This is a genomic window from Halorubrum sp. DM2, from assembly GCF_901686465.1.
In the GTDB taxonomy this organism is placed as follows: Archaea; Halobacteriota; Halobacteria; order Halobacteriales; family Haloferacaceae; genus Halorubrum.
Genome location: NZ_LR594487.1, coordinates 1167371 through 1184588 on the forward strand (window position 1 = coordinate 1167371; position 17218 = coordinate 1184588).

At 53.1% G+C, this 17218-nt stretch carries 20 protein-coding genes and 1 pseudogene; 13 read left to right on the plus strand and 8 right to left on the minus strand.

Annotated features, from left to right (window positions below; all coding sequences use genetic code 11):
• Window positions 1-253: 253 nt before the first annotated feature.
• Together QOL69_RS05990 and QOL69_RS05995 are read right to left on the minus strand one after the other, a co-directional pair.
• Complete coding sequence (locus QOL69_RS05990) at window positions 254-1411, minus strand: IS4 family transposase (protein WP_321169512.1); 1158 nt, start codon at window positions 1409-1411, stop codon at window positions 254-256.
• A gap of 53 nt (window positions 1412-1464) precedes the next feature.
• Window positions 1465-1977, minus strand: a pseudogene (locus QOL69_RS05995) (IS6 family transposase); the annotation flags it as partial.
• 641 nt (window positions 1978-2618) lie between these two features.
• On the opposite strand from QOL69_RS05995, the gene QOL69_RS06000 reads away from it, so the two are divergent.
• The 3 genes from QOL69_RS06000 to QOL69_RS06010 all read left to right on the plus strand — a co-directional run bounded on the left by QOL69_RS06000 (window position 2619) and on the right by QOL69_RS06010 (window position 6434).
• Window positions 2619-3152 carry a hypothetical protein gene (locus QOL69_RS06000; RefSeq protein WP_283402426.1) on the plus strand — a complete coding sequence of 178 codons (534 nt, stop codon included), beginning with the start codon at window positions 2619-2621 and terminating at the stop codon, window positions 3150-3152.
• A 523-nt stretch (window positions 3153-3675) separates the two neighbouring features.
• The gene (locus QOL69_RS06005; protein ID WP_283402427.1) at window positions 3676-5346 is read left to right on the plus strand and encodes a transposase; all 1671 of its coding nucleotides are present in this window, start codon (window positions 3676-3678) and stop codon (window positions 5344-5346) included.
• Window positions 5347-5774: 428 nt separating this feature from the next.
• Window positions 5775-6434 carry a ribbon-helix-helix domain-containing protein gene (locus tag QOL69_RS06010; RefSeq protein WP_283402428.1) on the plus strand — a complete coding sequence of 220 codons (660 nt, stop codon included), beginning with the start codon at window positions 5775-5777 and terminating at the stop codon, window positions 6432-6434.
• A 217-nt stretch (window positions 6435-6651) separates the two neighbouring features.
• On the opposite strand, the gene QOL69_RS06015 is transcribed toward QOL69_RS06010, so the two are convergent.
• Window positions 6652-7425, minus strand: a complete 774-nt coding sequence (locus QOL69_RS06015; RefSeq protein WP_283402429.1) for a DUF7509 family protein — start codon at window positions 7423-7425, stop codon at window positions 6652-6654.
• A gap of 135 nt (window positions 7426-7560) precedes the next feature.
• Between QOL69_RS06015 and QOL69_RS06020 the strand changes: the two genes are divergently transcribed.
• The 9 genes from QOL69_RS06020 (at window position 7561) to QOL69_RS06060 (ending at window position 13077) form a co-directional block, all read left to right on the plus strand.
• On the plus strand, window positions 7561-7950 hold the full coding sequence (locus tag QOL69_RS06020; protein ID WP_283402430.1) for a winged helix-turn-helix domain-containing protein: 390 nt from the start codon (window positions 7561-7563) through the stop codon (window positions 7948-7950).
• A gap of 258 nt (window positions 7951-8208) precedes the next feature.
• Window positions 8209-8700 (plus strand): hypothetical protein, encoded by a 492-nt coding sequence (locus tag QOL69_RS06025; RefSeq protein ID WP_283402431.1) that lies wholly within the window; start codon window positions 8209-8211, stop codon window positions 8698-8700.
• A 225-nt stretch (window positions 8701-8925) separates the two neighbouring features.
• A complete protein-coding gene (locus QOL69_RS06030; protein WP_283402432.1) occupies window positions 8926-9669 on the plus strand; it encodes a hypothetical protein in 744 nt (247 codons plus the stop codon).
• A 572-nt stretch (window positions 9670-10241) separates the two neighbouring features.
• Window positions 10242-10931 (plus strand): hypothetical protein, encoded by a 690-nt coding sequence (locus tag QOL69_RS06035; RefSeq protein WP_283402433.1) that lies wholly within the window; start codon window positions 10242-10244, stop codon window positions 10929-10931.
• The gene (locus QOL69_RS06040) at window positions 10932-11378 is read left to right on the plus strand and encodes a hypothetical protein (RefSeq protein ID WP_283402434.1); all 447 of its coding nucleotides are present in this window, start codon (window positions 10932-10934) and stop codon (window positions 11376-11378) included. It begins immediately after the preceding gene.
• A complete protein-coding gene (locus QOL69_RS06045) occupies window positions 11371-11625 on the plus strand; it encodes a hypothetical protein (RefSeq protein WP_283402435.1) in 255 nt (84 codons plus the stop codon). The genes QOL69_RS06040 and QOL69_RS06045 overlap by 8 nt, the downstream gene beginning before the upstream one ends.
• A 188-nt stretch (window positions 11626-11813) precedes the next feature.
• A complete protein-coding gene (locus QOL69_RS06050; RefSeq protein WP_283402436.1) occupies window positions 11814-12467 on the plus strand; it encodes a hypothetical protein in 654 nt (217 codons plus the stop codon).
• Between the two features lie 53 nt (window positions 12468-12520).
• Window positions 12521-12745, plus strand: a complete 225-nt coding sequence (locus QOL69_RS06055) for a hypothetical protein (RefSeq protein WP_283402437.1) — start codon at window positions 12521-12523, stop codon at window positions 12743-12745.
• Between the two features lie 167 nt (window positions 12746-12912).
• Window positions 12913-13077: a hypothetical protein gene (locus QOL69_RS06060; protein WP_283402438.1), complete on the plus strand. Its 165-nt coding sequence runs from the start codon at window positions 12913-12915 to the stop codon at window positions 13075-13077.
• A 97-nt stretch (window positions 13078-13174) separates the two neighbouring features.
• On the opposite strand, the gene QOL69_RS06065 is transcribed toward QOL69_RS06060, so the two are convergent.
• From QOL69_RS06065 to QOL69_RS06075, 3 genes are all read right to left on the minus strand, one after another.
• On the minus strand, window positions 13175-13846 hold the full coding sequence (locus tag QOL69_RS06065; protein WP_283402439.1) for a hypothetical protein: 672 nt from the start codon (window positions 13844-13846) through the stop codon (window positions 13175-13177).
• Window positions 13847-14053: 207 nt separating this feature from the next.
• Complete coding sequence (locus tag QOL69_RS06070; protein ID WP_283402440.1) at window positions 14054-14797, minus strand: hypothetical protein; 744 nt, start codon at window positions 14795-14797, stop codon at window positions 14054-14056.
• A 34-nt stretch (window positions 14798-14831) separates the two neighbouring features.
• Window positions 14832-15257, minus strand: a complete 426-nt coding sequence (locus QOL69_RS06075; RefSeq protein WP_283402441.1) for a hypothetical protein — start codon at window positions 15255-15257, stop codon at window positions 14832-14834.
• A 251-nt stretch (window positions 15258-15508) separates the two neighbouring features.
• Here QOL69_RS06075 and QOL69_RS06080 point away from each other — a divergent pair, with 251 nt between their 5' ends.
• The gene (locus tag QOL69_RS06080) at window positions 15509-16267 is read left to right on the plus strand and encodes a hypothetical protein (protein ID WP_283402442.1); all 759 of its coding nucleotides are present in this window, start codon (window positions 15509-15511) and stop codon (window positions 16265-16267) included.
• Here the strand turns inward: QOL69_RS06080 and QOL69_RS06085 are convergent.
• Together QOL69_RS06085 and QOL69_RS06090 are read right to left on the minus strand one after the other, a co-directional pair.
• The gene (locus QOL69_RS06085; protein WP_283402443.1) at window positions 16250-16996 is read right to left on the minus strand and encodes a DUF6338 family protein; all 747 of its coding nucleotides are present in this window, start codon (window positions 16994-16996) and stop codon (window positions 16250-16252) included. The two genes, QOL69_RS06080 and QOL69_RS06085, sit on opposite strands and share 18 nt — an antisense overlap.
• Window positions 16997-17004: 8 nt before the next feature.
• A complete protein-coding gene (locus QOL69_RS06090; RefSeq protein WP_283402444.1) occupies window positions 17005-17214 on the minus strand; it encodes a hypothetical protein in 210 nt (69 codons plus the stop codon).
• Window positions 17215-17218 lie beyond the last annotated feature (4 nt).

A 17218-nucleotide genomic window follows, 5' to 3' on the forward strand; every position in this document is an offset into this window, starting at 1 on the left:
TAGCGATACAGAACAAGATTTGAGTAGATGGGCTTATTTCCTGTCCCGTTTCGAGTTGATAAAGTCACCGAGCAGACGACTCGACAGAATCCGTCGGCGGCTGATGGATGCTTGAACAGCACATCGTTCTCAGGAAAAGCAACCGATGAGAAGGCGTTAATCCCATATCAGCTTCCCAACGTAGACGAGAATCGGATAGGTAGGCGAGTGCCGCCGCTCAAAGCGGCGGCGCTCCAGTCGCCGTGAGACAAATTCAGCCGTAGGATCGTAGCGATGTGTTCCACCGTGTCCGAATTGTTCGGATCGCTTCCGGCACGCCACCCCGCAGTGGGTGGCGCTGCCGGAACCACTCGACTAACACGTACCCGATCAATGTGCAGAAAATCTCGAAGAGAACGCCATTCAACGACTGAGAGTGGAAGCTCTCGATATTTGTGTACTGCTTGAGTTCCCGGAAGAGGATCTCGATCATCGTGCGAAGCGTGTAGATACTCATCACTTCGACAGGCGCGTACGCTGACGACAACGTCGTCAGGTACGCTAGTTCCTCGCCATCAACATCTTCGAAGACGATGCGGCGGAATTGTTCGCCAGTTTCGGCAAGCTCAATCCGTTCATCACGGAGATATCGTGTTCCCTGCTCGTCGGTAATCTCGACGTCCTGGATGTGTTCCAGGACGTCGACACGAGCGTCTGCTTGGAGGAAACAGATGAAGTCCGTTTCACGCTCTTTGAGCTCGCAAAACCGGTCATAATCGAGGTAGCCACGGTCGAAGACGTGGATTGGCGAGTCGAGGTCTGTAAAGACCTCGACATCGCTTTGGAGATGGTCGAACTGGGTCGGCTCACGCATAACGCCCGGCGTGATCGTGACGCCAAGCGGGTGCTTGGCGTCGCCATCTACACGCGCGGAAAGGTTGAGATGGAGGCCTTTCTCATCGGGATCAATCACGCGCAGAATCTCGGTGTCAAGACGTTCACTTGGAACCGCAACTGACCTAGTGAGATTCAAATTAGTCGCGTCAGTTGCTACAACGGCACGATCAAGCCAGTCAAGTCGCTTCCGTTGGACAGCGCGTTGATGATAGAGCTGTGGTGAATGAAGCAACTCCAAGAACAGACGAACGACCGCGCGGTAGTCGCGGTCGTTCGTCAACCTAGAGAAAGTCGAGCCAGCCATGTACGACAATTCATCATAGATGTCCGTTTTCTCGGCGAGTTCGGCAAGTGAATCAGATGGATTGACTCCTTCAAAAATAGCGACTTTGAGATGGTTGTCAAAATCGTGTTTTGTGGTGTGTGTCCCGATTTCGAAGTCGTCAGCAATGAACTCGCTGTCGACTGCGTCGAGCAGCGAGTAAAACTCAGCCCCAACAGTTGATGGAGAAACGCTGTCAGTTTGTGTATTCATTGCTCGGAACTAACGAACTCACATCGAATTTAAATAGTCGAAACGGGACAGTTTTCGATCAGGTTTCGGTCAGTGTAGTCAACCTGACCGTTCAAGTCTAATCGAGAGAGGGCAGTCCGATAGCCGAACTGATCGACAAGAAACGTGGCGTCGGAGAGATCCTGTTTCTCACGGAGACCAGCAAGGAACGCAGCCGCCGGATCAGTGCCATGTCGTCCAAACAATTGGACATCGAGAATCAGTTTTGTCTCGATGTCTATTGCGGCATAGAGCCAAGACAGCTCCCCGTTGATTTTGATGGCAGTTTCGTCAACAGCGACCCTTGACGGCTTCGCCGTCGGCGGGTCGCCACTGCTATCAGCAACTCGATGTACCCACTGGAAGATCGCTTGATGAGAGCGTTCAACGCCGAAGAGACGAAGAATCTCTTGTGTTTCTCTGAGAGAACAGCCGGTCGCGTGGAGTCGGACGGCGAACGCCCTGACGGGCGTCGCCGTCCGCTCACGCTCCCAACATTCAAGATTCGCCGTCTCAAGCGTCTCAGTGAGCAGTTCTTGGTTGAGCATAGACACCAAAACCAACGAACTGCTCACTTCTCAAACTGGCTTAACTTGACAGTGCCGGCTGCGACCCCAACCTGTAAGATACAAGCTATGTATTCACCACGGCACTGAAACCTATCAGTGTGCGAGGGTTTCAACAAGGCCGACTATACCTATGTTGATTGCTACTTATTGTCACTTGATGATGTGTATGCGCGAATGAGGCTTGGACCATATACTAAGCCGAATCCAACGAGAAATGAAATGGCAAAGATGAGCCCTTGCGCCAAGATCGCCTCCTGCCGACCGATAATGGACTGGATGACAACGCCTGTACTACCGGCGAGGAAGGCAGCAATCAACAACATCGCCATCGAGTTGAATGAAGTATTGGGGAACCCCATATGACACAGAATACATCGCACTAACAGAAACTATTTGGGAAAAATTATCATCGTATGAATGGCTCACGTCGTATGTGAGCAGCGACAAGTGGACAATTCGCACTCTTCAGCGACCAGCCGTTTCAGGCGAGAGGCTCTGTTGGAATCCTATTCTTCAGACAGTTTCCCGTCTGAAACAGCCGGTCGATGAGATCTGCGTATTGCTCAAACAGCTCTTTTCGCCTCGCATAGTCTTTTGTATGTGAGAGATTGTTATTAAGTATGAAGCGCAGGAGACTGCTGGCCGCTGTCTTTACATCGGTGGCTGGTTTTGCCGGCTGTTTGAGCAACGCCAAAGAGCAGGAGACTCCAACGACCGCTTCCACTCCACTTTCGGAGTACGGTTGTCCACCGAGTAACTCCTTAGCTGAGCCTGCTATCTGCTCGCACACCGTTGATACATCATCTACAAGCGTTTATCTTCTCCCGTCGGAAACAACTGGAGATACACCCGCAGGGACTGTTGAGCTGACGCTTCATAACGATTCACCGACTGAACTTGAGTTCAATCCCTACGAGTGGTCGATCCTGACGAAGGTATCCTCTGGATGGGAAGCTATTGAGGGAAACTCCTCTGGTAACGGTCGACTCATTCTCTCCCCCGATGATACTCAGACGTGGGCATTTGATGAGGTCGTAGGATTTATCAACGAGAGTGTGACCGTCGATTCAGGAACTTACGTAGCAGGAATCCGCGTTCCTAATCCAGAGACTTCTGATTGGGTACGGTGTATTGCCCTGTTTCGGCTCGGCTGACTCATCGGAACAGTAGTCAGTAGTTCGCCTGTATTGAGCGAACGGCTCTATTACCTACAATTATCCAGTGGTCGGGTGACCGAGTCAAGAGAGGAATATAAGAATCCCGACAGTAATTATCAGAGGTCCACCGATCCATCGAACCTGTCGGACTGCCGATTGGGTTGGTGTTGGATCGGTCGCACCACGCAGACGGTCGCGGGCGACGCGCTCTGGGAACAGCATGAATAACACACCGGCTCCGACCGCAATTAGTCCGTACAATTTCATCCTTTCGCGATAGTCCCTATACTCACAAAGACTTTTTCTCGTCTGGATTGTGGCGCTACCGAGATGTGACTTACTGAAGTCGGTGTTTATAGATAATCCAAACTATACTTCGTAAACCCAACTAGGAACGCCATGAAACGACGTATCTCCGGCCAGACTGTATTGACCGATCCGTGAGTTCCCTGTATTGAGCACTGTCGAGTGGGTGATTCACCAAAGTAGCTTTTATCATCGGTTATAGTAGCGCTGTCCGATGGCACCGACACAATCCTCTCGACGTGCTGTGTACCGTCGGGTCGCCCAGACGTCCTACTACGACTGGCCAGCCTATCGTGCCACGCCACTCTACGACCGGAGTTCGACAGCTGGCCTTGCTGAAGATGTCCGGGTCCTTGCGGCCGTCTGGTTCGACCACGACGCCCACGACTCTATCGAAGCGTTCGTCGCTCACTGGCCGCTTGCCTACGTCGAATTCGACGCTCACGATCGCTACGCTGGGAGTACGACCTACGAGATGGAGACGCTATTCCGTGGGTTTCTCCTCAAGGAACTCTACGGGTGGGACCACGAAACGGCACTCTGTTCGTATCTGGAAGACCGACCCTCTCTCCGCCGTCGCCTCGAGTTCGAAACTGTCCCCGACCAGTCGACGCTCTGGCGGAGTTGGCACTATCGGTTCACCTCCGACCTCCGCGAGTGTATCGAAACTGCCGCGCGGACGATCCTCATCAAGGCGTCCGACGCTGGGGTCTCGGTTCCACGGACCCCGCCGCGTACAATTCCGCGTCGCCAGACCGATGACGACGAGACGACCGGCCCATCTACGTTCGAACGCAAACAACAGCTCACGACTCACGTCAGCCACCTCGTCTATCCGGCGTTTTCGCTCGACCGTGCGAATGGCTGTGCTATCCACGAAAACGCGTTTTGGAACCTTCAAACGTATCTCGGCCTTCAAGAGAACCTCGCTGCCAATGAGGGCGCTCGCAGCTTCCGCTACGACACGACACGCGAGCGGACGCCCCTCGGTCATAATCATCGAGACCAGATACGATCGCTATCCATCGAGCGCATCCGTGAGATGTATCGCGAGGCTGCCCAGCGACTCGTCAATCGGACGGCCCAGATGCGAAGTCTATACCAGCGTAGCTACATCGCCATCGACACGACGGAAGCCGACCCGTTCACCGGTGACCGGACGGGCCACGAAGACGAGATCATCGGCACGAAAGAGAAGACCGCCGAGTACGCCTATCAGTGGGCAACTGTTCAGCTTATCGGTGATTCTGTCCCACTGGTTCTCGACGCACGTCCCATCCGGAAGGGTGACACCCGCTTAGAGATCGTCGAAGACCTCCTCGATTCGGCAATGGGGCTCGTCAACGTTGACCGCGTGTTCATGGACCGGGAGTTCGACAGCCAGCAGATTCTCGAAGCGATAGCCGACCGGGGGGTCACATATGTCGTACCAAAGCGGATGCACACCAGCGAGAAAGCTCAGGCCAAACGATTGCTTCAGCGCGACCAAGACCGCTACGTCACCGACCGCAAACTCCACCTTGGTAACAACGAGTGGCACGAGACGACGCTCCAGTACCGTCGGAAGAAGAACTCAGACCGGACGGATTACGGGCAGTACGCCGTGTTCATGACCAACGGCAACCCCAGCGCAATCACAGAATATGGGAAACGCTGGGACATTGAGCGCGGCTACAAGTCGATCAAGCGGTTCATGGCAGCGACAACGTCGAAAGATTTCGTGCTGCGATTTTTCTATTTCGCGTTTGCGTGTCTCCTGTACTCGATCTGGCGGGGGATCGACATGCTGTTCCAGTGTGAGATGGGTGGTGTGTACGACCGTGAACCCGTTGTAACGGCGCAGAACACGCTGACATTACTCCGGCAGGAGACAGGGATCGGGTAGCGACCATCTAAGACTCAGAGGGTGCCCCGACTCGTGAGCGGCAGCGCTCTCGTGATACTCGGTCAGTTCCCAAAATAGTTTGATGACCGACACGAGAACGCTTCAGAGGCATCGCTCAACCGGTATCCGTGTACCGATTCAGTCGAAATCACGCATCCCACACCCGCTAAACCCGCTGTAGTCTCAACTTCCAACCTTTTCGTTAAGTTGCGAACGACACGAAACGTTCACGACTTCTTTTTCTCACAACGAATGTCTAACAAAACATGAGGAGATATGCCAAATTCCAGCCGGTTACGTAGTAATCCACTCTTGTATTCGGTTCGACATTGGATCCATTACGAGAAACAAGCGTACCCTATCCAATGCCGAAACGACTACAAATTACTATGAGCAAGCAGGACCACCACCACCGTAATTGATACGACATGGAACCAATTACACTTCGACTACCATCCGACCTCCTCGAAGAGTTGGATGCTGAATCGGACGAAGCCGGATTCAGTACCCGCTCAGAATACATCCGCCATCTTCTGTTCAATCGCCCTGACCTCAGTCAACTGGCGGCCATAGAGGGATCGACAGCACCACCTGAGGCTGAACAGATCGAAGAAATTGACCAAACCGTCGGCGAGCTTACCGAACGAGTTGAAATACTCACGCAACGGGTAACTGAGTTGGAGGGGGAAACCGCTTCTAGAGGCGGAGACTCATCTACATCTCCTGTGAATTCAACATCGGAGACTCCGTCTACAGCTGGAGAATCGACTACCGAAGAACAATCCGGCGGTGGCCCTCAATCGGAGGAGGGTAACGCAGATCTTGCCGAATTTGAGCACTGGCTTGAGAGTGACGGTCCACAGAGTGATAACGCTCGCACTGTCTTGCTGGACGCTGCTAGGATTTTAGATGGGCAAGGACCGCTCAAGGCAAGCGATTTACGACAGCGACTGTTCGACCGGCATCCGGAAGCGTACGATTCTGCCGAAGCACTATGGGCATCAACGGTTGAACGCCTCTATGACGACCTTCCGGGATTCGACCGACCAGAATACGGGCAGTACACATTCAATCGAGACGATCTGTAGAACACCAGTGTCGTCTTGCGATGGTCGTAATCGTTTCACGTATTGAATTGGCCAAATCAGCACTCATTTTCTACTGAAAGTCCGGTGAGCGATTCGCGCTGTGTATCAGTCACAGCAGTTATGCCAGTGATTCGAGAGCAGTTGATTCGGATGTACGGACTCTTCTGTTAATCCCTATGAGTAGCAGAGCAGTTCAGACAATACTGTCCATGGAGCCTTACTCATTGGTTTCAGACGAGTATGTTTCGCCGGGAAGAAACACAGAAAGGTCCGTATCTCGGGTTTCACGGATGAGATTATCGAACCAGCGTCGAACAGACGTGTGTAGTTCTTCTTTTGAATCAAATCGATCGTACTGGATATTGTATCCTTTTGGCAACTCGTCAATCGTGGCACTTCCGAATGTCTCGTCAGCGTAGATCGAAACCCGCTGGCCCGGCTTGTGAGTTGTAGCGGGGTTCCCCCGTCGGAGATGGAACTCACCCAAGATCCCACCTGTCTCGGCTCCGACGCCGGTTGTCAATCCCCCACTGGTGAATAAGAAGAGCACGGCATCGCTGTGCGCTGCGAATGCCACTGATTGGGCAAGGGGATCCATCCCCGCAATTTCCGGTTCGTCTTCGCCTCGGTTCTCATTCCGTTCCTTGGCTTGTTGATGCGTGGGGATGTCGATGTCGGTGGCGATGAATGCACGGCAGTTGTGCTCGTGTCTGAGTTCCTCGCAGAAATCCCGGAGTACTTCTTCCATATTGCTATTTCCGGCAGCATCAATGTGCTTACCCGGATCGAAGAGGGGATCATCCTGGAAGGGAGTACGGAGTTTGTCAGCGTCGTCGTAGGCCTTCTCCGCGTTGAACGCAGTATACGGCCCCATCACGTAGACCGTGAAGTCGTTATGCGGGCCCAACTTTGGGGCCGTGGGCGCTTGTTCTGCGAGTATATCAGAGATCGGGCGATCGTTATATCGAAAATTCGTATCGCCATCAAACATTATCTCACAGGTAACCCTGTCTCGGCAAAAGCGTGGTTATTCCTGCGACGGACCCATACTGTCAACTAAAAGCAAAGAAATTATTCATTATAGTCGGCAGATTCATATGTATCCACGCTGTACGCGCAAATAACGATGTCCTCGGATTCCACTTCCACGACGACCGACTCTGATGAGGACGGTCTTGAACAGTACGTGGACGAGCAGCTGTTCAGCGGTAGTATGGGGACGCTCACGGATCATATCGCACGGAAAGCAGCGCTGGGTGATGGTCGACGATATGCTATCCTGTACTACCTGTGGGATCGTGAGGAAGTCGCACGGAAAGAACTCGCTAAGGCTGTTGACGATCCTGGATTTGACCTTACTCACCACCTCGGAGAGCTCGTTGATGCTGGCTTGATCGCTCGCGTTGGAGCTCCAGAAGATGGAGATGGTCGACAAACGTTCTACCGGGTCACACATATTGGACGGCAGGAGATAACGTCTGATGTCCAGAACATCACTGGTTCCGAACCCCAGTGACTACTTCAAACTTAACACACACAGACTCTGTTGAAACCCTATTCTTCAGACAGTTTCTCGTCTGAAACAGCCGGTCAATGAGAACTGCGGACGAATCGCTGAGACACCTACCAGTTCTCGGATCTGTTCTGAAAGCCCTACAAGATGGACAGAGTTCATCGGTCTCTGAATTGAGAAATTCAACGGTCCAGACGATGAGCGGCTGATATCTGGGATCGTGTGGATGGAACTATACCTGTGTGTGAAGGAATGTGTGTTATGAATTGGGATCTAATCGATTATCTCGGAGTGTCTCGAAGAGATGTCGGTGCGGGCATAGTGGCGGGTGGTGCCGCGGTGCTTGGTCTTGTTCTGTTTAACGGCTGGGTCTTGGGAGAGGGCAACAGGCCTCAGGGAGTTATCGCCACTACCATGTTCGTCAACTTTTCGGCATTTCCCGTCCCGATTATCGCCGTCTGTGTAGCAACCGTCGTGTGGCGTGTGATGCTACCTGATAAGCCGGCACCAGTCCGCGGTGCCTTGGCAGGCATCGTTTCGGCACTTGGGACACTGGTTGTACTCGGGGTTTTGCAAGGTGTTCTGCGCTCTCTACGGGCGCTTTCGGTTGGAGCACTCAGTGATGTCGTCTCAGAGTTCATCGTCACTTTTGCTGTAATCGCTTTCTGGGGGAGTTTGTTTAGTGCCATTCTCATCGCTCCGCTGGGTGTGATCGGTGGATATGGCTACGAGCGGTACCTAGCCGGAAGATAGCGGTATTGTCTGGGTTGCTGCTTCCCGGTCGTTTTCTCCAGTGTACGTTGCCAAACAACCGACCAACATCCCGTCGATAACTGAACCGACCTGCTGTATGTTACACGCCAATTCTGATGATCCATTGATTGGTAGCAGATCTCACCGGTCACTGTATCTCCTGAAATGACCGCTCTCTACGTCTCAATAACTCTCTTATAGCCAAATCCAAAATATCATACCAAGATGGGTATTCCAACCGATGAAGAATATTTACAAGAACTCCGAGAGGAGGTAGTCAAGTTTCTCAATGAAATTGATGAAGCAATTGAGAGAGCAGGCGAGGAAAATATAGAAAGGCATCAGTTCGGATTAGTTCGAAACGTTTTGATTGATCTCGAAGACCAGTTAGACCGCCAAGAGTTCATTCATAAATTAGGGCCCGGTACTCGGACATTCAGGGCACCGTATGATGAAGAGGATGCCTATGGAAACACAAATCGTCGGCGTAAAATGATATACATAAATCAGACTATCTTCCGCGCTTGGGGTGAAGCAACCTCCTCGTATATTGCTGGAAATTATTACGCTGCTACGATTACGATTTCTGCTGCTTTAGAAGCCGTGTTGAAACACGAAATTGAGAAGGAGGAGGTAGATCATAATCCTTGGAAAATAACATTAGATGAAGCTGTCTCAAAAGCTCGTCACGGTGATATTGTACCTCATAATGGCGAGGTTTCAGAAGCTGCTGATAGAATCGTAAATATTCGAAACAATATCATTCATTTTAATTTTGAGCGAGGATTAGTGGAAAGCCCTATTTCTCCTCCAACAACGCAGGAACAGGAAGAGAATGATGTCTTTTTATCCATGGATGCGTTTTCCGATCAATACCAGTGCCTAGTTGCATCTATTGCGATAGTTGATTGCTACACTGTCGCAGAATATATTCATGAACAAGGTAGTGGGTCAAGTGCCCGTTCTTGATTCATACATAATCCAGAAACGAAATCCGGTCGTGTGCCGCATACACCCTCCGTATCTTGTACGGTGGTCTTGCCAGGTATCTGGCAGATTCTGATCTACTGCGCTACATCATCCACCTGTATTGAGCAAATGAAGTCTGTCTATTTCACTCGCTCAGGCTAACAACAGAACTGGTGTGATTACGCGTCGTCGGGGGGGGTTCTCGGGCAACCAGTACCCGCCGTTGTGTTCGACGGTCTGGCCCTCTTCGACGTGCTGATCGAGCGCGTCGCCTAAACCCTCCGTGTCGCGATCCGCATGTGAGAGGACGACGCCGATATTCGGCTTCCCGCGGTTGTGCTTGATGATTCCTCCACGACTTCGGTGAGCAGCTTCTCCGTCGACGCCTTGTAATCGCTCATACCTGTCACTAGAACTAAGAGTGTGGAAAACAGCTGGCCGGACACCAGTAGCTCTCTTCGGGACACTTTAGATTACTATACTATAGTAACAAGCAAGCGCAGCGGGGAGACCCGCGGCGCGCAGGTGACCAGGCATGGACAAGACCACTGGCGGACACGGAAGTTGTATCGATGACGAGTAACCACGTCGGCCCGATCATCTTTGGTGACCCAACCGCCTGCGGGCAACTCCTCGAAGAAGGAGAGGTCTACACCTTCCGAACGAGTGACCGAACCACCGGCGACACATGGGCACGGGCCACGCGGACCGGCGAGAAGCTCGTCGACGTGACCGTCGAACTGATCGCCTCGTTCGATGATCCCGACGCCGGGTCGCTTCGCGACGAGTGGGCGCGGCACTCGGGATTCAGGACCGCTGACCGGTGGTGGGACGCTATCGAGGACATTCACGGTCCACCTGAGATCGGCTACGTGTATCGCGTCGAGACGCGCGGCATTGAGCGCGACGATGTCGCCGAAACGCTGTTCGAGAACCGAATTGAGTCCCGAACGTACCGCCTCGCACTCGACGACGAGCGGACATTCGAGGTGACGGCTGTCGGTTCCGAGTACGAGCCTGCCGACATCCACGGTACCGGGAACTTCCAACAGAACATCGAGTTTTCCGAGCTTCCCGAGGTCGCCGTCGACGATGACCGCCACCCGACAGTTCAGGGTGAGATACAGACTGTCGAGACGGACGACGGCTGGGGAACGCCGGTGCTACACGCTGCGGTCCAGCACGTCGAAGACGACGAGCTTGTCCAGTGGGAGTATCCCGTCCTCGGAACAGTCGCAACGATTCAGGAGGTCGATGAGTAGATGCCCAACCAACTGACGCCCACCGGCGACGGTCTCGCGCTCCAAGTCACGAAACCCGTTCGGAGCGCCGGACTCATCGAGGAGGACGCCGACGGCGAGACGACCTCCCGCTCGGACGTCGTCGCGTACGGCTTCGCCGACCTAATCCTCGTGATCGGCCGCGATACGGAGTGCGTCCCGATAGCCGACCGCGCCGAACTGGTCGCGCTCGCGGCGCAAGAGACCGAGTCGATCCATCGCGGGATCGACACGCGAATCCAGCACTCGGGGAACGGCTACCGCGTCCAGGTGCCGGCGACCGGAACCGCCTTCAACGCTGGCGACGCCCTCCCGTGCCACGCCGCCCCCGGCTTTCTGGTCATGGCCCCGGCCGATGCCTCGGTCGGCAAACACGAGCTATTGGAGACGCGTCGGACGCAGGCGCTCGATACCGCTGCTGATGAGTGAGTACGACGCGCTCCTCAATGTGATCGCCGCTCACCCCGGTGCGTCCCGCAAGGAGCTTCGCGAGCTGGCTGGCGACGCCGAGCGCGCGATCGACCCGGACACTGTCGATGACCTCCTCGACGACGCGCTCGCTCGCGAGGACGCCCTCGAAGCGAGCGGCTCGTACTGGGTCATGCGAACGGGGCGATTTCACCCAGACGAGTACGGCCACCCGATAACCAACGAGTGGCAGAACGAGACCCTGTAGTAGGTCGATTGGAGCGGGGTATCTGCGCGTTTAATTTCACCATACGGCTATCACTTATTCGAATACTCCCATGATGACTACTTGTGTATCCTCACAGACAGCCTATCCGAGGTCTCTGGGAGAAAAGCTTAGATAACACTGGCCGATTTGCAGCGTTCCATGAACAACGGGTCGACCCTGACCATGGCGTGAGATCGGAAGAGGACTACCCGCTTGCAGTTATCCATATTGCTCCACAATTAGCGTTCTCGAAAGCTGCAACGAGGTTTTCGGTACCTGACTTACTTGAAAGAGGTGTTCGTCTCCATTCCGGTTCTCCGCGTCCAACTCGTCCAGATATGATGCCCGGTGGGGTTGAATCGACTACTGATCCAGCTCCACAGCACGGCGAAGGCGGCAGGAAAATTAGCCTGTACGAAAATGCTGTCGTTGAAATCATCACGGCACGAGCGACGTACACAAAGACCGATGAAACTATCATCTCCCACAATTCTCTTGTCGACTCGATCACGGGTAATTTGGCAACCGTCCTCTCGCTACTTGCGGAGCGACATCAAGATCAGAACGTTCTCGTGACAGCAACGTACGTCGGATTTGACGGCTCAAAGTTGAAAATAGATTTCCCGACATCTCCGGTGACACACAACCACGTTCAAACACCAGTTCTCTCATTTCCATCCCACAACCCTGAAAACGGGGAGGATGCTGACACCTACAATCTCCGCGAAGAGCGTGTGAAAGAACTCTTTCGTCCGCTGTTCCATTCTGTGGATCGGAAAGACTTCCCGATGGAGATCCCCGGCTCGCTTGGATTACCTGATCTCTCGGTGGACGAATCTTAGGTACAAGTATGGGAAAAGTACGAAATCTAACTCAATCTGCTCTCCGTGAGTTCGTGTACGAGGATCTTGGCCCGGATCAGCTCAAACAGCGGCTAAGACGGATCGATCGAAAGACGACGGGCGCAAGCCCTCACAACATCGGGATGGCTACGTTCGCTTTTATCAATCGAGACATCATCAACAAAGATACTGAGCGTGAAATCAAGCAAATACTCGCTGATACGTTTCCGGACCACGCGCTTCCGGGTACGTTCCCCGAGGAGTGGGCCGGTGAGTGAGAATCGGATTTTGGAGCGTCGACCCTGAAATCGATCTTGGCTTGATCGGTTCACAGCCACCCTAATTGAGCATATATCCGTACAATCCCCGTTGTCTATCTCACGAGGAACGGAGCGTCTCCACCTACAACCACGGTTCGTTCCGGTTCCTCGTGCTTGCGGTCTTCATGAGCGATACGCCCACCGATAGCGAGTCGGCTACCGATGCCGACGCCGACGACGACAAGTCGGACGGAGACGATGGGTCTCCGCACACCCTCGACGTGCTGCGGACGATCAAGATGACGGCCGAGATAGTCATGTTGGCCGCGCGGCTCGTCGGGGTGCGGTAGTGGAGCGCGCCACGTAGGGCGTCTCCACCTACAACCAGTCGTGTCTTATTACGGATTTTTAAACTGATGGGTCTGTACCGAGAAATCGATCTGTACTCTACGGGTCTTCTAAGAGTAGCTCAACCGGAACTTCGTGATCTGGAACCCGCCGGATCCCTTTGGCGTCGACCGGCAGTTGCGATTCGTCGACACGAGATAGGACAGATGAAGACGCAGAGTATGAGGCTCTTCCCCATGCGTCGCTTTTCTCTGTGATTTCAACGTCCGCGAGCGTCGCACGAGCTGTCTGGACTTTTTTTCGAACACGCCCGACCTTCCCGCGGTATGTCCCGACTGCAATACCAAGCGCATCGGCAACTTCTTTCTCACTGAGTTTGGGATTCCGGCTTCCGATGAAGACAGCGTACTCTTTTGGCGAGAACATCGACGCTTCTTGGTCGCTGCTGATCACGTCGATGAGATTTGTCTTCCATCGGCTGGCAACCTCTTCACAAAGCGCGTTGGCTTCGTCAAAGTCGTCGAGGAGTTCTGGTTGCGTTGTTGGATTAAACTCAAAATTAGTATCGTATCCGTACTGCCCGAGCGCTGAAGCGTATATCGGCATCCCGATTGCTCCTCCGAACCGACCATCCTCGATCATTACTGTATACCACTCGGGTGATTCCCTCTGTATCGAGTCAATTGCTCGTTTTAATGACCGTTGATGCCACTCTGCGTTCTTTATTGACGGAGCGTACTTCATGGTGAACGCCGCGATCGCTTCGTCCATGCTATCTCTCATACGGGCATAGATAATATATCTATCCCAACATATAGAATAGTCACAAGTGGTATTTAATGGCTCATTGGTTACTCCGTTTCTGAAACACCCGATCCGACCGCACGGACCGCGACTGCCTACCATGCTTGACCCCATTCGAACAAACGCCGATAACGATTATATCTCAGGCAACGAGTGGGTAGTGATGAGTAGTATTCACTCAGATTCTGTGTCTAAATTTGACTCAATCGCTTCTAAAGCGGCAGATTGAGCTGTTACGAGGTCCTTAAAGAGTCTACGGATTCGCTTTTCTCGATTTTTACTTGTAGGTTGTCCGTATCTACCTCCCGTTAGTTTTCGGGCAAGGTAGTTCAGAATCCCCTCATATCGTTCATAGAACTCTCTTGCCAGCCCCATCTCAAACGTTGTATCTAACTTCCGTTGCGTTTCAATTTCTGTCTGAATATGGTCTAATCGGGTATAGTACTCTACAATCAAATCCACTTCTTCGTCCTCCAGCAACCCGATTCTACCTGCATTCGATTCATACACTGTGTTGGGGGCGGGAATCTGAAATATACTCATACCAGTTTCATACTTCTCGACATAATCTTCGTACGTACGCACTTTTCCGATTTCTTCATGTAAACCCCGTCTTAGTGCCATGATCTCTCTTTCCTGCTCCTCTTTACGGAATTCTTTTCGCTGTTCCCTGTCGGACTCTGCTTCCTCAGCGAGCCGTTGAGTCATTTGAGCGTATTGGGCAGTTAACGACACGAGTAAGATCGTTGCAAATGCTGAGGCAACCGCGGCTAACTGGCCAGCCTGCTCGAATATACCGAAGAGTGTAGCAATGATCGCACTAACAGATATTGCGAACGTGATCGCTATTAGAATCCTCCTCACGCCACTCGAATGGAGTAACTTCGAGCCGACGGGTCCCTCTGAGGTAGAAGCCATATTCCAGACACACGCACTTGTCAAAAGAAACCTACTATCCCTCCACGAATCCCGCTAACGTCTCGTCTGTCGTCTCAGATAGATACTGCCGGATCTCACCCTCGCGCCACCCAACCGGAGCTAGTACGCTCTCGACGGCGCGCACGGCGGCGTCCTCGTACCACGCTGTATCATACCGCCCGAGGTCCTCGAACTCCAGCCGGACCCGCACAGCGCCGTGTGCGTCCGCGTCGACGACGACGTACCGAACTTGCTGTCCCGGCGACAAGCTGTCCCCCTGAATCTGTACCCGCTTCAGGGCGGCGACGGTAAGCGTCTCCATCGAGTAGTCATCCACGTCCTTCGAGACCCGATTGTCGACGATCAGCTCGCCGGCGTCCACCTCGTGCTCTCGTAACTCACGAAGCCGGCGGCGAAGCACGTCACTCACGGCCTCCGGCGACCGCGTTTCGTCGAACACTCGGAGTGCCTTGCCCTGGACATCTTCGACCCACGCCGACGTCGACGAGCGTGACGCCCAGAATGAGATCGGGAAGATCGGTGGTCGGTCGTCGTCGTGCGTTCATGGATCCGACAATAAACAGGTCTATAAAAGAGGTGAGCTACGGCCGGGCGGTGAAAGTGGAAGTGGTCGGTGTCCTGAACTGCGACTACCCCCCTCCCCCAACGAATATGATAATTTAATTACTATCTGAACTGAATTCCATAACAATGTTTGTTCACCGTTGTCCGATCCGGCAAATCCGGAATGAGTATCGAAATACTGCCGACCGACTTGCTGCGTTTCACGAACGCCGTGTCGATAACGAAGCGCCCAGTAATAACGCAGACAGCGAGAATGGCGATTTACCCCGCATAGTCGTCCATTTTGTACCTGAACGAGCGTTTTCCGAAGATGCCATCCGTTTCTCTGCTTCGGAGTTATTCGACCGAGAAGCCTATCTGCGGCCCTATGGCGGACAGACAGGCAAATATGGAAAAATGAAACCGGGTAGAATCGAGACGGTGAATACAGCAACAGCAGATTACAAGAGCGGTACTGAACGGCTTATATTGTTTGAGAATCTGGTCTTCGAGCTTGATACAACGTGGGTAACAGAGCAATCGAACCGAGGTCGGATATTCGACGGAAATAGCTTCGTTGAACAGCTTGAACAGAACCTTGCTACTCTCCTTGGACTATTGTCTGTCCATTCGGACGGTTGCGAGCTGCTGGCGACTGCCACCTACCGCGGATTTAATGATGCCCTTATCACTTGCTCGGGGAGGCCTGCACCCATCACTGATGATGAGATCCCGACGAGAACTGTCTCCATGGATGTTCCAAAAAATAACCACGAGCTGTACGAGGGCCATGTTGAATCAATAAATGAGCTTCTCCGCCCTGTCGTACAATCGGCTGGCCGCCACGGGTGGGATCTGGAACGTCCCGACGCGATCAATATTCCTGATCTAATGATTGAGGAGTGATTTGAGCCTACCCGCGGATTCCTCTTCTGTATCACTCTCTGAGGGTGGATCTTCCGTACTCTCGTCGCCTTCTTTTTCGCGGCGTCTTTCGAGAGCAGTTTCTTTCGTATCGATAACGGTTACCTGCCGAATGTCGTCACCGAAAAACAGTTCAATATCTGTTCCTGAGCTCCTAAAACCGTCCATTCCGGGCTTGCGCCACTCTACATTTTTTAGTGCAATCTGTCGCTGCTTCCCGTCGTCACTCCACTGATATATTGTTCCGACGGCGATTGCTCCATCGGACGTAAGAATTTGAACACGAGCGGCTTCACTAAGTGTCCCCTCCCACGGCTCGTGGAAATTTCGCCGACTTGACGACGGCAGTACCGACCACAATCCATCTCGGGTTCGTTTCGGGAGGTCGAGCGCAAGCCCGACGCCACCAACAAACCCAATTGCCCCAGAAAAAAGGAGCAGTGAGAGAACGCGTAGTGGACGAAATACGGGCGTGAAGAACACATCTCCAACTTCTTGAGGTTGCGTGACTGCTGCCCCTCCTGTGGCTTCAAGTCCCGCAAGAAACAGTGTTACAACGACGAGACTCGCAGTAAGGCTGGTAATCAGGATTCGCCACTTTGAGAGATCGGTCCGAAAAACACCGAGGGACACCGCGACCTGTGTCGTAATGAATCCCGGAACAACGACAACGAGAGCGAGAAATAGATCCTGAACTGTTCCGGTAAGCATCTATGTCTCTACTCCGAACCGGAATCGGAATTAGAGCCACCTTCAGAACTGGAATCCTCCGCGGAGGGCCGAATGAAGCCATAGCCACCTTCTGAGCCAATTTCTCCGTCCTCATCGCCTGTAAATCCTTTCTGCATTGTTCCGCCGAGTGCTTCCTGTCTGTCAGAGGAACTATCACCATTATCGTCGGCGTCGCCGTTTGTGTTGTCCTCAGTCATTGTG

Coding starts and splice junctions, on each gene's coding strand:
- QOL69_RS05990 (WP_321169512.1), bottom strand. CDS start 1,411: ATGAATACACAAACTGACAGCGTTTCTCCATCAACTGTTGGGGCTGAG.
- QOL69_RS06000 (WP_283402426.1), top strand. CDS start 2,619: ATGAAGCGCAGGAGACTGCTGGCCGCTGTCTTTACATCGGTGGCTGGT.
- QOL69_RS06005 (WP_283402427.1), top strand. CDS start 3,676: ATGGCACCGACACAATCCTCTCGACGTGCTGTGTACCGTCGGGTCGCC.
- QOL69_RS06010 (WP_283402428.1), top strand. CDS start 5,775: ATGGAACCAATTACACTTCGACTACCATCCGACCTCCTCGAAGAGTTG.
- QOL69_RS06015 (WP_283402429.1), bottom strand. CDS start 7,425: ATGTTTGATGGCGATACGAATTTTCGATATAACGATCGCCCGATCTCT.
- QOL69_RS06020 (WP_283402430.1), top strand. CDS start 7,561: ATGTCCTCGGATTCCACTTCCACGACGACCGACTCTGATGAGGACGGT.
- QOL69_RS06025 (WP_283402431.1), top strand. CDS start 8,209: ATGAATTGGGATCTAATCGATTATCTCGGAGTGTCTCGAAGAGATGTC.
- QOL69_RS06030 (WP_283402432.1), top strand. CDS start 8,926: ATGGGTATTCCAACCGATGAAGAATATTTACAAGAACTCCGAGAGGAG.
- QOL69_RS06035 (WP_283402433.1), top strand. CDS start 10,242: ATGACGAGTAACCACGTCGGCCCGATCATCTTTGGTGACCCAACCGCC.
- QOL69_RS06040 (WP_283402434.1), top strand. CDS start 10,932: ATGCCCAACCAACTGACGCCCACCGGCGACGGTCTCGCGCTCCAAGTC.
- QOL69_RS06045 (WP_283402435.1), top strand. CDS start 11,371: ATGAGTGAGTACGACGCGCTCCTCAATGTGATCGCCGCTCACCCCGGT.
- QOL69_RS06060 (WP_283402438.1), top strand. CDS start 12,913: ATGAGCGATACGCCCACCGATAGCGAGTCGGCTACCGATGCCGACGCC.
- QOL69_RS06065 (WP_283402439.1), bottom strand. CDS start 13,846: ATGGACGAAGCGATCGCGGCGTTCACCATGAAGTACGCTCCGTCAATA.
- QOL69_RS06070 (WP_283402440.1), bottom strand. CDS start 14,797: ATGGCTTCTACCTCAGAGGGACCCGTCGGCTCGAAGTTACTCCATTCG.
- QOL69_RS06080 (WP_283402442.1), top strand. CDS start 15,509: ATGTTTGTTCACCGTTGTCCGATCCGGCAAATCCGGAATGAGTATCGA.
- QOL69_RS06085 (WP_283402443.1), bottom strand. CDS start 16,996: ATGCTTACCGGAACAGTTCAGGATCTATTTCTCGCTCTCGTTGTCGTT.
- QOL69_RS06090 (WP_283402444.1), bottom strand. CDS start 17,214: ATGACTGAGGACAACACAAACGGCGACGCCGACGATAATGGTGATAGT.